The 14,248-nt window shown below is 67.8% G+C and carries 13 protein-coding genes; 6 read left to right on the top strand and 7 right to left on the bottom strand.

Annotation, left to right across the window (positions count from 1 at the left end; translation table 11 throughout):
• Nucleotides 1–5 precede the first annotated feature (5 nt).
• The 6 genes from A3M1_RS0110235 to A3M1_RS0110210 are packed head-to-tail and all read left to right on the top strand — an operon-like array spanning nucleotide 6 to nucleotide 6,367.
• The gene (locus A3M1_RS0110235; RefSeq protein ID WP_051087042.1) at nucleotides 6–773 is read left to right on the top strand and encodes an ABC transporter ATP-binding protein; all 768 of its coding nucleotides are present in this window, start codon (nucleotides 6–8) and stop codon (nucleotides 771–773) included.
• Entirely contained in the window at nucleotides 770–1,720 is a 951-nt protein-coding gene (locus tag A3M1_RS0110230) for an arginase family protein (RefSeq protein ID WP_245261630.1), read from the top strand. The genes A3M1_RS0110235 and A3M1_RS0110230 overlap by 4 nt, the downstream gene beginning before the upstream one ends.
• 12 nt (nucleotides 1,721–1,732) lie before the next feature.
• Nucleotides 1,733–2,890: an aromatic ring-hydroxylating dioxygenase subunit alpha gene (locus A3M1_RS0110225; RefSeq protein ID WP_018388871.1), complete on the top strand. Its 1,158-nt coding sequence runs from the start codon at nucleotides 1,733–1,735 to the stop codon at nucleotides 2,888–2,890.
• Nucleotides 2,887–3,885, top strand: coding sequence for a D-isomer specific 2-hydroxyacid dehydrogenase family protein (locus A3M1_RS0110220; protein WP_018388870.1), 999 nt, complete (start codon nucleotides 2,887–2,889; stop codon nucleotides 3,883–3,885). The genes A3M1_RS0110225 and A3M1_RS0110220 overlap by 4 nt, the downstream gene beginning before the upstream one ends.
• On the top strand, nucleotides 3,882–4,766 hold the full coding sequence (locus A3M1_RS0110215) for an amidohydrolase family protein (protein WP_018388869.1): 885 nt from the start codon (nucleotides 3,882–3,884) through the stop codon (nucleotides 4,764–4,766). The genes A3M1_RS0110220 and A3M1_RS0110215 overlap by 4 nt, the downstream gene beginning before the upstream one ends.
• Entirely contained in the window at nucleotides 4,763–6,367 is a 1,605-nt protein-coding gene (locus A3M1_RS0110210) for a gamma-glutamyltransferase family protein (RefSeq protein ID WP_018388868.1), read from the top strand. Before A3M1_RS0110215 ends, A3M1_RS0110210 begins: the two co-directional genes overlap by 4 nt.
• A gap of 21 nt (nucleotides 6,368–6,388) precedes the next feature.
• Here A3M1_RS0110210 and A3M1_RS0110205 read toward each other — a convergent pair whose 3' ends face one another.
• From A3M1_RS0110205 to A3M1_RS0110175, 7 genes are read right to left on the bottom strand one after another with little or no spacing between them, the layout of a single operon-like run.
• Nucleotides 6,389–6,979: a GAF domain-containing protein gene (locus tag A3M1_RS0110205; protein WP_018388867.1), complete on the bottom strand. Its 591-nt coding sequence runs from the start codon at nucleotides 6,977–6,979 to the stop codon at nucleotides 6,389–6,391.
• A gap of 8 nt (nucleotides 6,980–6,987) precedes the next feature.
• Nucleotides 6,988–8,490, bottom strand: coding sequence for an amidohydrolase family protein (locus A3M1_RS0110200; RefSeq protein WP_018388866.1), 1,503 nt, complete (start codon nucleotides 8,488–8,490; stop codon nucleotides 6,988–6,990).
• Entirely contained in the window at nucleotides 8,487–9,545 is a 1,059-nt protein-coding gene (locus A3M1_RS0110195; RefSeq protein WP_018388865.1) for an ABC transporter ATP-binding protein, read from the bottom strand. The genes A3M1_RS0110200 and A3M1_RS0110195 overlap by 4 nt, the downstream gene beginning before the upstream one ends.
• Complete coding sequence (locus tag A3M1_RS0110190) at nucleotides 9,542–10,522, bottom strand: ABC transporter ATP-binding protein (RefSeq protein WP_018388864.1); 981 nt, start codon at nucleotides 10,520–10,522, stop codon at nucleotides 9,542–9,544. The genes A3M1_RS0110195 and A3M1_RS0110190 overlap by 4 nt, the downstream gene beginning before the upstream one ends.
• Entirely contained in the window at nucleotides 10,519–11,424 is a 906-nt protein-coding gene (locus A3M1_RS0110185) for an ABC transporter permease subunit (RefSeq protein ID WP_018388863.1), read from the bottom strand. Before A3M1_RS0110185 ends, A3M1_RS0110190 begins: the two co-directional genes overlap by 4 nt.
• A gap of 23 nt (nucleotides 11,425–11,447) precedes the next feature.
• Entirely contained in the window at nucleotides 11,448–12,431 is a 984-nt protein-coding gene (locus A3M1_RS0110180) for an ABC transporter permease (protein ID WP_018388862.1), read from the bottom strand.
• A gap of 23 nt (nucleotides 12,432–12,454) precedes the next feature.
• Entirely contained in the window at nucleotides 12,455–14,056 is a 1,602-nt protein-coding gene (locus A3M1_RS0110175) for an ABC transporter substrate-binding protein (protein WP_018388861.1), read from the bottom strand.
• Nucleotides 14,057–14,248: the final 192 nt, after the last annotated feature.

Raw genomic sequence — 14,248 nt, 5'->3', positions numbered from 1 at the left:
TCGAGATGAGCCACACTGCACCGATCGTCCATCCCACTGCACTGACACTCCACCCGGCGGAGCCCCTACTTCAGGTTGCAGGTCTCGCCGTTTCCTATGGCCGCATCCGCGCCGTGGACGGCATCGACCTCACCGTGGAACCCGGCCGGATCGTCTCCTTGGTCGGCTCCAACGGCGCGGGCAAGACCACGACGCTGATGGCGATGTCCGGCCTGCTGCCGCTGGCGGCGGGCCGGATCCGCTTCGCCGGCGAGGACATCACCACCCTGGCGCCGGAGCTGCGTGTGGCGCGCGGCATCGCCCATGTGCCGGAGCGCCGCCGCGTTTTCGCCGGCATGAGCGTGCGCGAGAACCTGGTGCTCGGCGCCTATTCGCGCGGCGATGCCGTTGATATCGCAAGCGATCTTGAGCGGATGGTGGCGCTGTTCCCCAGGCTTGGCGAGCGCGTGGCCCAGCTGGCCGGCACCCTGTCGGGCGGCGAGCAGCAGATGCTGGCGATCGCGCGCGGGCTGATGTCGCGCCCGTCCTTGCTCATCATGGACGAGCCCACCATGGGCCTCGCCCCGCAGATGATCGACCTGATCCTCGACACGGTGCTGGAAATCCGCAAGCAGGGCATGACGGTTCTTCTCGTCGAGCAGAACGCCGTCGAGGCGATGCGCCTGTCCGACCACGTCTACATCATGCGCCTGGGCCGTATCGTCCATGAGGATAGCGGCGCGAATATCGACCCGGAGCGCGTGAAGTCTTTCTATCTAGGAGCCGATTCATGACGGAACACCTTGGCGCTGCGCCCCGGATGCGGCTCGGAACCTTTCTCGGCGTGCCTCAGGCCGCCTCGGCCACTGCCGGGCAGATCGCCGTCATCGGCCTGCCCTTCGATTGCGGCACCAACGCCACCCGCATCGGCTCGCGCCAGGGACCGGCCTCGTTCCGCGCCATGTCGAGCGAGGTGCGCCCGTTCTATCCCCCGCTGGCCGATGTCGACCCCCGCGCCGGCGGACGGGTGGTCGATCTCGGCGATGTCGACGTGGTCGCCTCCGATCTCGGCCCCTCCATGGCGGCGATGGAAGCCGCGATCTCAGACGTGGTGCAGGCCGATGCCGTGCCGCTCTGCGTCGGTGGCGACGGCACGGTGACGCTCCCCGTTTTGCGTGCCCTGGCAAAGCGTTATCCCGAACTGGTGCTGATCCATATCGACGCTCATACCGACGCCTATCCCGGCGAGGAACTCAACACCGGCACCACGTTCACCCTGGCGGCGCAGGAGGGGCTGGTCGACACCAAGCGCTCCTTCCACATCGGCGCGCGCGGGACGATGCTGGTCGGCGGGGCCTATGACCACACGCGGGCGCTCGGCTACCGGCTGATCCCCGGCGAGGAGGTCCGCCGGCGCGGGCCCGAGGCGATCGCCGCCGAGGTGCGCGAGGTGGTCGGCACGCGCCCCGTTCACCTGTCCTTCGACATGGATTATTTCGACCCTTCCGCCGCGCCCGGCGTCGCCACCCCTACCTGGGGCGGCCCGCCCGTGGCGGAAGTGTTCGATCTTCTGCACGGGCTCAAGGGGTTGGACCTGGTCGGCGTTGATATCAACACGCTCAGCCCGCCGCATGACGTGCAGGGCATGTCGGCCATGCTGGCCGGCCATGTCGCGGTCATCGCCCTTCATCTCGTCCAGCTCGGCCAGGCGGAACACCGCCTGAATGCCGGGCATCGCTGAACGGAGGCCGTCATGAGCCTGGAAACAACGCTGGTTCCCGAACCCTATGTCTGGTCCGAACCGCCGCTTGGCGACGCCAAGAGCGCGCCGACGCGGTTCTACACCGACCCGGCCGTGTTCAAGGCCGAGGTGGACCACATCCACATGAAGAGCTGGTTCTTCGCCGGGCGGGTGGAAGAGGTGGCGAACCCGGGTGACTTCAAGGCGCTCGACAGTGTCGGCGGGCCGGCGCTGCTGGTGCGCGGCGAGGATGGCGTGCTGCGCGCCTTCGCCAATGTCTGCCGCCACCGCGCCTCCATCCTCATGGAAGGCTGCGGCAACGCCAAGAACCTCACCTGCCCCTACCACGCCTGGAACTACCGGCTCGACGGCACGCTGGCCGGCGCGCCGGGCATGCGCGAAGTGCCGAAATTCGAGAAGCCGCCGCACGGCCTCATCCCCATCCGCATGGAGGTGTGGGAAGGCTCGGTCTTCCTCAACTATGACGACAACGCTCCCGGCCTGATGACCCATCTCGGCAACATGCCGGAGCTGGTGGGCAGCCACCGCCTGGCTGAGATGGTCAAGACCTGGCACATGGAAATTGAGACCAGGTGCAACTGGAAGCTGCTGCTCGAAAACGCCATGGAGACCTACCACACCGGCATCGTCCATGCCGCGACGGTAGGGGCCCAGCGCTCGGTGAGTTTCCCCACCCAGGGCAATTGGCACGTCATCCAGGTGCAGGCCAAACGGTCTATCGCCGTGCTCGGGCAGGAGCCGCCTTTCCCGGCCATTGAGGGCCTGTCGGAGCAGGCGCAACAGGGCACATTCTTCACGGTGATCGAGCCCAGCGTGCAGTTCGTCTACGCGCAGGACTGCATGTGGTGGCTGGCCGTGCGGCCGATTTCAGTTGATCGCTCCGTGCTCTCCGTCGGCGGCTGCTTCCCCAGGGCCTATACCGAGCTGCCCGATTTCGAGGAGCGCGCCGCGCCCTATTACAAGCGCTGGGAAGCGGTGGCGATGGAGGATGTCGATATCCTTCAGAAGCAGCAGGTGGGCCTGTCCTCCTGCCTCGCCCGCCCCGGCCCGCTCTCCTGGCGCGACGACATGGTGCTGGCGATGAACCGCTGGGTGATGGCGCAGCTGCCGGCCGACATCGTCGCCGGCATGACCGACGGAAACGGATGACCGACATGCGCGTGCTGCTCACCCATAACCGCGACCTGCTCAAGCATTTCTACGGGTACAGGGCGGTCGACGCCCTGAAGGCACTGCCGATCGAGCTGGTGATGAACGACAGTAATGAGCCCCTGTCGGGAGACACCCTCGTAAAGGCAGCGGAGGGCTGCGAGGTGGTCATCTCCGACCGCCTCGCAGCCGGCCCGCGCGCGGTGATGGAGCGGCTGAAGAATGTGAAGCTGTTCACCCGCTGCGCCGTCGACATGCGCAATATCGACGTCGATGCCGCCTCCGCAGCCGGCATCCTCGTCTGCAACTGCTCCTCGGGCTATGCCGACGCGGTGGCCGAGCACGCGCTGGCCCTCATGCTCGACCTCGCCCGCAACATCACGCGGGATGCCGAGCGCTACCATGCCGGCGACGCCTCCCACACCATGGTGTTCGGCCGGCAGCTGGCCGGCGCCCATGTCGGCGTCATCGGCTATGGCTCGATCGGCCGGCGCATTGTCGAGCTGGCGCTGGCCTTCAAGATGAAGGTCACGGTGCATGATCCCTATGCCCGCTTCGACAATGGCGCGGTGATCCCGGTGGGGCTGGACGAGGTGCTCTCCCAGCCGGATTTCGTCGTCTGTGCCGCCTATGCGACGCCGGAAACCGAGCGGATGATGAATGAGGGCGCCTTTACGAAGATGCGCCGCGACGCCTTCTTCATCAACATCTCGCGCGGCATACTGGTGGATGAGGACGCGCTGGAAGCGGCGCTGACATCGGGCACCATCGCCGGAGCCGGGCTCGATGTCGGCGACGGGCCGGACCAGCAGCCCTCGCTGCGGCTCGCCCGCCTGCCGAATGTCATCGCCACCCCGCATTCGGCGGCGCTGATGATCGAGCCCTCGGAGTTCCAGGCGATGGAGACCGTCGAGCAGGTGAAGGCGATGCTGGCGGGCCGGCTGCCGATCCATGCCCGGAACCCGCACCGCATCCCCAACTGGCTGTCGCGATGAGCGCGCTCCTGCCGGTGCGGGCGCCGGTCTTCACGCCTCCCCCGGGCGCGTGCGACTGCCACATGCACATCTATGGCCCGGAGGAGCTCTATCCGCCGGCCCCGGCTTCGCCGTTTCCCCCGGTCGCGGGCGGCGACATCGCCGCCTATCTGAAGGTGCGCGCCACGCTCGGCCTGACCCGCGCCGTGATTGTGCAGCCCTCGGTCTATGGCTTCGACAACCGCGCGACGCTCGACGCCTTGGCGGTGCTGGGAGCGGAGGCGCGCGGAGTCGCCGTGGTGCCGCCCCAGGTGAGCGACGCAGAACTCGAAAGGCTGACCGGCCTCGGCATACGCGGCATCCGCTTCTTCATGATCGGCGGCGGGGCGCTCGGCTGGGACGATCTGGAGACGCTGGCGGCCAAGACCGCCGCCTATGGCTGGCATGTACAGATGCAGATGGACGGGCGCCTGCTGCACGAGGAGGCGGATCGCCTCGCCCGCCTGCCGGGCCGGCTGGTGATCGACCATAATGGCAAGTTCCTGCAACCCGTCGGCCTCGATCATCCCGGTTTTGGCGCCCTGCGCCGGCTTCTCGACAATGCGCGCACCTATGTGAAAACGTCAGGCGTCTACGAGACCTCGCGCCTCGGCGCACCCGATTACACTGATGTCGCAGCGCTGGCCCGCGCGCTGATCGCCCATGCCCCGGAGCGCTGCCTGTTCGCCACCAATTGGCCCCACCCCTCCAAGCCCGGCACCCCGCCGGACGACGCCGCTCTGGTGGATCTGTTCCGCGACTGGTGCGGCAGCGAGGCGGTGGCCACGAAAATCATGACAGACAATGCGGCGGAGCTGTATGGCTTTGACCGCCCAACAGGTGAGCAGGAACGCCTCCCGTGATCACGACCCAACGTACCGACTTCTTCGGCCCGGCCCGCCCGACCCTGTTCGCCCGCGACGCGGCGATCGCCACTTCGCACCCGCTTTCCACGGCGGTCGGGCTGGAGGTGTTGCAGGCCGGCGGCAACGCCATCGACGCGGCGCTGGCGGCGGTGGCGACACAATGCGTGGTCGAGCCGGCGATGACCGGCATTGGCGGCGACTGCTTCGTGCTCTACGCGCCCAAGGGCCAGCCGACCGTGGCGCTCAATGGCAGCGGCCGCGCGCCGATGGCCGCCAGCGTCGAGGCGCTGAAGGCGGCGGGGCTCACCAGCGAGATTCCCCGCACCAGCCCGCATGCCGTCACCGTGCCGGGCGCGATTTCCGCCTGGACGCGCCTGCACGCCGACTATGCCAGCCTGCCGCTCGACCGGCTGTTCGCCCGCGCCATCGACTATGCCGAGAACGGCTACCCGATCGCCCAGCGCGTCGCCTTCGACTGGGCCGACGATTTCCCCCTGCTGGTGCAGGACGAGAACGCCACCGCCTTCTTCCTCAAGGACGGCAAGCCCTTGGTGGCCGGCGACCGCCACGCCCAGCCGCTGCTCGGCCAGCGCCTGCGCGACATCGCGGCCCGTGGCGCGGCCGCCTTCTATGAGGGCGAGACCGCGCACTCCGTGGTGCGCTATCTCAACAGCCTCGGCGGCCTGCACACGCTGGACGATTTCGCGGCGATGACGAACGGTGCCTTCTACACCACGCCGATCTCCAGCGAGTACCGCGGCTATACCGTGGAAGAGTGCCCGCCCAATGGCCAGGGCCTGGCGGCGCTGATGATCCTCAACATCCTCAGCGAATTCGACCTCGGCGAGGGAATGTCGCTCGCCGACCGGGTACATCTCCACGCCGAGGCCGGCAAGCTCGCCTATTACAACCGCGACGCGCTGCTCGCCGACCCCTCGGCGATGACGGTGCCGGTGGAAACCCTGCTCTCGCGCGAGACCGCCCGCCGTCTGGCGGCGCGGATCGACATGAAGCGCGCCCTGCCGCCGGCGCTGTGGGACGAACCCGAGCACAAGGACACGGTCTATATCAGCGTGGTCGACCGTGACGGCAACATGGTGTCCTTCATCAACTCGCTGTTCCACGGCTATGGCTCGACCCGCGTCGACCCGGCGACCGGCGTGCTGCTGCATTCGCGCGGCGCCTCGTTCCGGCTGATCGAGGGCCACCCCAACGCCATCGCTGGCGGCAAGCGGCCGATGCACACCATCATTCCCGGCATGCTGCGCCGGGATGGCGAGGCCGTGGGCACGTTCGGCGTGATGGGCGGGCAGTACCAGGCCTCCGGCCACGCGGCGCTGCTGTCGGGCCTGCTCGACCGCGGCCTCGACCTGCAGAACGCGGTGGATGCGCCGCGTTCCTTCGCCCATGACGGCGTGCTGGAGATCGAACCCACCTATCCGGAAAGCCTACCCGCCGAGCTGGAAGCGCGCGGCCACAAGGTCACCTCCGCCATCGAGCCCTTCGGCGGGGCGCAGATCATCCTGCGCGACACCGCCAGCGGCTTCCTGATGGCCGGTTCCGATCCGCGCAAGGATGGCTGCGCGCTGGGCTTCTGAGGCCTGATCCCGTGGGGCGCCTCAGGCGCTCCACGGTTCGAGGCTCTCCGCCACCTCGGCGACGCGCCGCGGGCCGCCAAGCCCCATCCACACGGCGGCGGCGCAGGCGGCGAACAGCTTCTGCACAAGCATGTCGGTCTCATCATAGATGTAGCGGGCCTGCGAGGCGGTGTTGAACATGCCGATCACCTCCCCCTTCCACATCACAGGCACATAGATCGAGCAGCCGACCCGCCCGGTCTTGATGATCTGGCGGAAGATCGGGTCAATGTCGGTGTTCGGCACCACCGCCGCCTGCCTTGTCTGCACCGTGTGGCCGGGCCGGCTGTCGGTGACGGAGATGCGCGCCCGGCCGAGGCCGAAATTATCGGCGAACACGATCATGTGGTCGCGGCTCGGCGCGATGAAGAAGCAGGCGGAGACGACGAACTGCGTCTCGCCCGGCTTCAGCGCGCCCGGCTGGTTCACCGCGTCGGGATCGCCGAGCAACCCGCGGGTGGCATTGGTGAAGTGGCGCACGCCTTCCTCGGGGTCGCTCTCGCGCCAGACCGCCTCATTGGCATCGTGCAGCACCGCGATGGCGCGGGCGTGGAAATCGGCGGGACGGGTCATGATGTCACTCAGTGGCTGAGGCGGGCGGGATAGGTGTCGGCGGCGATGTCCATGCACTGGCAGCGGCGATAGATGCGCTCGTAATGCGGGGAGATGCGCTCCACATCGATTTCCGAGGCGGCAAGCTGCGGCGCGATGCGTGTGTGCGCCTCGCGGATTTCCTCGATGATCGCCGCCTCATCGATGCGGGTCAGCCGGCCGTCGCGCTCGATCACCGCGCCATCGACCATGACGAGATCGACCTCCGCCCGGCTCGCCGCATAGACCAGCTGGTTCACCGCATTGTTGAGCGGGGTGAAGGGGATGCGGTCGAGCCGGTAGCCGACGAGATCGGCGACACGTCCCGCCTCCACCGCGCCCAGCTCCTTGTCGCGGCCGAGCGCCCGCGCCCCGCCCATGGTGGCGGCATGGAACGCCTCCTCGGCGCCGACCCAGTCCGTGTGGTCGCCGCGCAGCTTCTGCAGCAGCGCGGCCAGATAAAGCGCGTTCTGCATGTCGGTGCCCTCGATCGAGCCGCAGCCATCGGTGCCAAGGCTGACATTCACCCCGGCCTTCAGCAGTTCGCGCACCGGCGCGAGGCCGGAGCCAACCTTCAGATTGGACGGCGGGTTGTGCTGGATAGACACCCCCGTCTTCGCCAGCAGCTCGATCTCGCGCGGGTTGAGCCAGATGCCGTGGATGAAGGCGGTCTTCGGCTTCATGAAACCGATGCGGTGGAGATATTCGATCATGGTCGAGCCGTAGAACAGATGGCCCGTCACCACCTGCATCCGCGTCTCCTGCACATGGATCATCAGCGGCAGGTCGAAATCATCCGCCATGCGGCGCACGTCGAGCAGGAACTCCTGCGTGCAGCGCTGCGGCGCCGAGGGCGCGGCCATATAGGCGACGCGGTGGGTCGAGGGGTGATGGTCGCGCGCGAGCCCGCGCACGAAGTCGAGCAGTTCGGCGCCGCTATACATGCGGGTGCCGTCGAATTCGGCGAGCAGGTCCTTGGGGAATTCCTCGTCGACGAAGGGCACGGCGCGGAAGAACGGCTTGTCGAACAAGGTGATGCCGACATTGGCGCGGATGCCGATGTCCTCATAGGCCTGGAACACCTGCTCGACATGGTCGGGGCGGATGCGCGGGCTCTGGTTGGTGTCGTCGCACAGCGTGGTGGTGCCGCTCCTCACCGCCTCGATGGCGCCGATCATGGTGCGCAGATACACGTCGCGCGGCGTCAGCTCGATCGGCTTGAGCGGGCGGACATAGTTCATCCAGAGCTCGAGCGGCAAATTGTCCTTGCGGCCCTTGTAGAAGCCTTCATGGCTGTGATGGTGGCCATTGATGAGGCCGGCGGCGATCAACAGCTCGCGCCCATCGATCACCTCGCCAGCGGCCGGCTCGCGCGCGCCAGCGGGGCGGATTTCGGTGATCACGCGGCCGTCGATCTCGATGTCGACCGGCGCCGGCGACGGGGTAGCGGCCTCGCCGAGAAGGGCGCGGCAGTTGAGAATCGTGGTTTTCACGCGGCGTCTCCCGATGTGGCGAGGCAGTTTTCATTGGCGGGCGGGCAGGACGGCAGCCGTCCCTCCTCCACGGCATGGCAGGCGACGAGGGCCGCCTCGACGCGGAGCGGCCGCGGCCGCTCGCGGGCGCAGCGCGCATTGGCCAGCGGGCAGCGGGGGTGAAAGGCGCAGCCCGTCGGCGGGGCGAGCGGGCTCGGCACCTCGCCGGACAGTCGCGCGCGGGCGCGTTTCGGCGCGCGCGGATCGGGCACCGTGTCGAGCAGCAGCCTTGTATAGGGGTGCAGCGGGCGGGCGAGGATCTGGGCCGCATCGCCCTGCTCGACCAGCCGGCCGAGATACATCACCCCCATCGCGTCGGCCATGTGGGCGACGACGGCGAGATTGTGCGAGATCAGCAGATAGGTCAGCCCACGCTCGCGTTGCAGGCGCTTCATCAAATTGAGGATCTGCGCCTGCACCGACACATCGAGCGCCGAGGTCGGCTCGTCGCAGACGATGAAGGCCGGGTTCGCCGCCAGCGCCCGGGCGATGGAGATGCGCTGGCGCTGGCCGCCGGAAAACTGGTGCGGAAACTTGGCGGTGTCGCCCGGCGACAGACCGACCGTCTCCAGAAGCTCCGCCACCCGCGCCGTGAGCGCCGCCCCGCGCGTCATCAGCCCATGGGTGAGGATCGGCTCGGCAATGATCCGGCCGACCCGCCAGCGCGGATTCAGGCTCGCATAGGGATCCTGGAAGATCATCTGCAGATTGCGGCGGTAGGGCATGGCCGCGTGGCGGGTGCGGAATCCCGCAATGTCGACGCCCATGAAGGAGACGCTGCCGCCGCTCGGCGGCTGGATGCCGGCGATGGTGCGGGCGATGGTGGACTTGCCGCAGCCCGATTCCCCCACCAGCGCAAAGGTGGAGCCGCGCGTCACCTCGAATTCCACCTCCTCCACCGCATGCACGGTGCGCCGGCCGGCGCCGGTGACAAGCCGCTTGATGAGGGAAGGCGAGGCATCGAAGCGCACGGTGAGCCGGTCGACCGAGAGGATCGTGTCCTTGCCCCCGCTCATGCCGCGCTCCTCGCCACGGGGTCGGCCAGCCAGCAGGCGACCTCGGAGGCGCCCACCGCGAAGGTCGGTGGGCGCTCGCTGGCGCAGCGCACCAGCGCGTGCGGGCAGCGCGGATGGAAGGCACAGCCCGGCACCGGCGCATCGGGGCGCGGCATCGAGCCGGGAATCTGCGCCAGCTCCACATCCCGCCGGTGCATGTCGGGGATCGAGGCCATCAGCCCGCGCGTATAGGGATGGGCCGCCTCCGCGAGCAGGCGGGCGGTCGGCCCCACCTCGACCAGCCTGCCGGCATACATCACCGCCACCCGGTCGGCGACCTCGGCGATCACGCCCATATCATGCGTCACCAGCATCACGGCGGTGCCGCGCTCGCGGCACATGGCGCGCAGCAGGTCGAGGATCTGCGCCTGGATCGACACGTCCAACGCCGTGGTCGGCTCATCGGCGATGATGAGGCGCGGCTCGCAGCTGAAGGCGAGCGCCAGCACCACGCGCTGGCGCATGCCGCCGGACATTTCGTGTGGGTAGCTCGCCAGCCGCTCGCGCGGGGCGGGAATGCCGACCTCCGCCAGCAGCCGCGCGGCGCGCTCCACCGCTTCCGGCTGTGTCAGGTCCAGATGGGTGCGGATGGTCTCGGTCAGCTGGTCGCCGATGGTCATCAGTGGATCGAGGCTGGTCAGCGGGTCCTGGAATACGGCGGCGATCTCCTTGCCGCGCAGGGCACGCATCGCATCCTCGTCCAGCGTGTCGATCCGGCGCCCGTCGAACAGGATGCGCCCCGCCGCCTGCCGGGCCGGGGGCTCCAGCAGGCCGAGCACGGCGGTGCCGGTGACCGACTTGCCGGCGCCGGATTCGCCGACGACGCCGAGGATTTCGCCGCCGGCGATCTCGAACGACACATCGTCAATCGCGGTCATCGCCCGGCCGCGCCGGGCGATCTCGACCCGGAGGCCCTCGACCTTCAGCAGCGCCGTCATGAGGCGAGCTTCGGGTTGAGCGCGTCGCGCAGCCAGTCGCCGAAGACGTTCACCGACAGCGACAGCAGCACCAGCAGCAGCCCCGGCAAAGCGCTGATCCACCAGTCGCCGGAGAACACGAACTCATTGCCGATCCGCACCAGCGAGCCGAGCGAGGGCTGGGTGGAGGGCAGGCCGACGCCGAGGAAGGAGAGGGTGGATTCAGTGAGGATCGCCAAAGCGAGGTTGATGGTGGCGATCACCAGCACCGGGCCCAGCACATTGGGCAGAATGTGCGAGATGAGGATGCGCGGCGTGCTCACCCCGGTCACCTTCGCCGCCAGCACATAGTCGCGCCCGCGCTCCACCAGCACGAGGCCGCGCACCGTGCGGGCATATTGCACCCAGAACGAGGCGGCGATGGCCGCAATCAGGATCGGCACCGCCAGCTCGGCGTGGAGTTCTTGCGGCATGGCGGTGCGCGCCACCCCGTCGATCAGCAGGGCGATGAGGATGGCGGGAAAGCTCAGCTGCACATCGGCCGCGCGCATGATGAAGGCGTCGAGCACCCCACCGAAATAGCCGGCGATCAGCCCAAGCAGCACGCCGGCAAGGGCGGCGGCGGCGACACTGGCGAGGCCCACCACCAGTGAGGTGCGCAGCCCGTAGAGCATGGCCGAGAGCATGTCGCGGCCCTGCGGGTCGGTGCCGAGCAGATAGACATCGCCGAACATTCCCTCGACGCCGGGCGGCAGGCGGGCATCGGCGGCATTGGCGGCGGCGGGGTCGAAAGCGTCATAGGGCGCCAGGACAGGCGCGCCCATCGCCGCGACCAGCAAAGCGAGGCCGACCAGCGCGGCGAGGATCGCCACCGGCGAGCGGCGGAAGCGATAGGCGAGATCGCCCTGCCACCAGTGGCCCATGCTGCGACGAAGAGCGACGAGGCTCATGCCGTCCTCCTCACGCCGCCACCCGACCGCACGCGCGGGTCGATGGCGAGATAGGCGAGGTCCACCGCCAGATTGATCACGGCGAAGCACAGGGCGATCAGCACGAGATAGGCGGCGAGAAGCGGCACATCGGCGAACTGGATCGCCTGGATCACCAGAAGCCCCAGCCCCGGCCACTGGAACACCGTCTCGACGATGATGGAGAAGGCGAACACATTGCCGAACTGCAGCCCGATCATGGTCACCACAGGCACCAGCGTATTGCGCAGCGCGTGGCGATACTGGATCGCGCGCGGCTTCAGCCCCCGCGCCCGCGCGAAGCGGATGAAGTCGGCGCGCATCACCTCCAGCATCTCCGCCCGCGCCAGCCGCAGGATCAGCGCCAGCTGGAACACGCCCAGCGTGACGGCGGGCAGCACCAGCGCGCGCAGGCCGCTTGTGGTGAGCAGGCCGGTCGTCCAGCCGCCGATCTCCACCACCTGGCCCCGCCCGAAGGAGGGCAGCCAGCCGAGCCAGACCGAGAAGAACAGGATCAGAGCGATGCCGATCAGGAAGGTCGGCAGCGCCACGCCGATCAGCGAGGCCGCCATCAGCGCCTGCGCCGCCCAATGGTCGCGGTGGAGCGCGGTCCACACCCCCAGCGGCACGCCGAGGCCGGTGGCGATCAGCATGGAGATCAGCGCCAGCTCCAGCGTCGCCGGGAAGCGCTCGGCGATCAGCGTCGCCACGGGCTGGCCGAAGCGGTACGACATGCCGAAATCGCCGGTCAGCGCATGGCCGACAAAGCGGGCGAACTGGAGGATGAAGGCATCGTCCAGCCCCAGCGCCGCGCGCATCGCCTCGCGATCGGCGAGGCTGGCGCTCTGGCCGACCATGTTGTTGACGGGATCGCCGACATAGCGGAACAGCGCGAAGCTGACGAAGGCCGCGACGAGCAGCACGAGCACGGTCTGCCCGAACCGTCCGAGAACGAAGCTCATGTCGCGGCCTCCCTTTCAGAACGTCAGTCGACGCTCACCCATTTCAGCTCCAGGCTGTCATCCGAGCGCTGCACCACGTTCACGCCCTTGCGCACGCCCCAGGCGAGGCCGGCCTGATGCACCGGGATGTGGCCATAGTCCGCCTTGTCCAGCATCATCGCCTCGAAGATCATGGCGTTGCGCTTGGCCGGATCGACCTCGACCTCGATTTTCTGGGTCAGCTCGTCGACCTTGGGGTTGGAGTAGTTGCCGACATTGTAGGTGCCGACCTTCTCCACCGGCGTGTTCATCGTGTCCTGCAGCGTCGAATGAGCGTCGTAGCTCAGCGGCTGCCAACCGATCATCGCGAAGGAGGTGTCGCGGGCGAGCACCTTCTCGAAGAACTTCGAGCGGGTCTGGGCATTCAGCGTCACCTTCAGCCCGACGCGGCCGAGCATGCCGACAATGGCCTGGCAGATGCGCTCGTCATTCACATAGCGATCGTTGGAACAGTCCATGGTGAAGGTGAAGCCGTCGGGATAGCCCGCCTCGGCCAGCAGCTTCTTCGACGCTTCCGGGTCATAGGGCGCGGCGCGGTCGTCGAGCTTGGGGTCGTAGCCGTTGATGCCAGGCGCGATCATGGTGCCGGCAATGTGCGAGGTGCCGCCCATGATGCGGTCGCGGATCGCGTTCATGTCGATCGCCTGGTAGATCGCCTGACGGACACGCTTGTCCTTGAGGGGGTTCTTGCCCTTGGCGTCGGAGTTCTGCAGCTCGTCGCGGTGCTGGTCCATGGCGAGCATCATGGTGCGAAGCTCGGAACCCTTGATCACCTTGGTGCCATCGTTGCCGTCGATGCGCGCCACGTCCTGCTGCGGCACCGGATAGACCATGTCGACCTCGCCCGAGAGCAGGGCGGCGACGCGGGTGGCGTCGGACTGGATCGGTGTGAACACGACCTTGGCGACATTGGAGCTTTTCTCGCCCCACCAGTTCGGGTTGGGCACCAGCTCGGTCTTCACCCCGGCCTGACGCGAGGCGATCATGAACGGGCCGGTGCCGTTGGCGTTGGTGGACGCGAAGTTCTCGACCTTCGCCTTCACGCTCGCCGGCGCGGTGGCACCGTTCTTCTCCGCCCAGGCCTTGCTCATGATGTAGGTGGAGGTGATCTGCACCGGCAGGATCGGGTTCGGCTTGGCCATGACGAGATCGACGGTGAGATCGTCGACCTTCTTCACGTCGGTCACCGAGGCGACCGTATAGGCCATGTCGGAGCCGTCCTTCTTCACCCGCTGCAGCGAGAAGACGACATCGTCGGCGGTGAGCGGCGTGCCATCGGCAAACTTGACGCCCTCGCGCAGATGGAAGCGCCACACATTCGGTTCCGGCTGCTCCCATTTCGTCGCCAGCGCCGGCACCAGCTCCAGCTTCTTGCCGCGCCCGACCAGCGGCTCATAAACCTGCCCGAGCCAGGACAGGGTGAAAGTCTCGGCCAGCGCGTGCGGGTCGAGCGAGGCCGGATCGACCCGGTAGGCATAGCGGAAGGTCTTGCCCTCCTGCGCCAGCGCCGGGGCCGGGAACAGCGCCGGCGCGGCGGCGAGGAAGGCAGCGGAAAGCGCGGTGGTCAGCAGAAGGGGCAAGCGCATGACACGGCTCCTGGAAGGACTTTTTGAATTCATTATCGTGATTCAAGTCTGCAACAACTAAGTGGTCACTTAAATACCAAATAGTAGGCACCACGCCGGAAGCGCGGTCAGGGCGATGCCATCAGGCGCGCCATGCTCTGCACGATAACTATGCACTTTCGTTGATTTCGAAGCGCTCATCCGGATTGACTG

This window comes from Ancylobacter sp. FA202 (assembly GCF_000380205.1).
Classification (GTDB): domain Bacteria; phylum Pseudomonadota; class Alphaproteobacteria; order Rhizobiales; family Xanthobacteraceae; genus Ancylobacter.
Note: the sequence above shows the minus strand (reverse complement) of the source record. Positions and strands in the feature narration are given on the sequence as shown.

Excerpts from the sequence above, each read along its gene's own strand:
- A3M1_RS0110190 (WP_018388864.1), bottom strand. The coding sequence starts at position 10,522 with ATGACGGCGCTGCTGAAGGTCGAGGGCCTCCGGGTCGAGATCGCCCGG.
- A3M1_RS0110175 (WP_018388861.1), bottom strand. The coding sequence starts at position 14,056 with ATGCGCTTGCCCCTTCTGCTGACCACCGCGCTTTCCGCTGCCTTCCTC.
- A3M1_RS0110185 (WP_018388863.1), bottom strand. The coding sequence starts at position 11,424 with ATGGGCCACTGGTGGCAGGGCGATCTCGCCTATCGCTTCCGCCGCTCG.
- A3M1_RS0110225 (WP_018388871.1), top strand. The coding sequence starts at position 1,733 with ATGAGCCTGGAAACAACGCTGGTTCCCGAACCCTATGTCTGGTCCGAA.
- A3M1_RS0110195 (WP_018388865.1), bottom strand. The coding sequence starts at position 9,545 with ATGAGCGGGGGCAAGGACACGATCCTCTCGGTCGACCGGCTCACCGTG.
- A3M1_RS0110205 (WP_018388867.1), bottom strand. The coding sequence starts at position 6,979 with ATGACCCGTCCCGCCGATTTCCACGCCCGCGCCATCGCGGTGCTGCAC.
- A3M1_RS0110230 (WP_245261630.1), top strand. The coding sequence starts at position 770 with ATGACGGAACACCTTGGCGCTGCGCCCCGGATGCGGCTCGGAACCTTT.
- A3M1_RS0110220 (WP_018388870.1), top strand. The coding sequence starts at position 2,887 with ATGACCGACATGCGCGTGCTGCTCACCCATAACCGCGACCTGCTCAAG.
- A3M1_RS0110180 (WP_018388862.1), bottom strand. The coding sequence starts at position 12,431 with ATGAGCTTCGTTCTCGGACGGTTCGGGCAGACCGTGCTCGTGCTGCTC.
- A3M1_RS0110235 (WP_051087042.1), top strand. The coding sequence starts at position 6 with ATGAGCCACACTGCACCGATCGTCCATCCCACTGCACTGACACTCCAC.
- A3M1_RS0110215 (WP_018388869.1), top strand. The coding sequence starts at position 3,882 with ATGAGCGCGCTCCTGCCGGTGCGGGCGCCGGTCTTCACGCCTCCCCCG.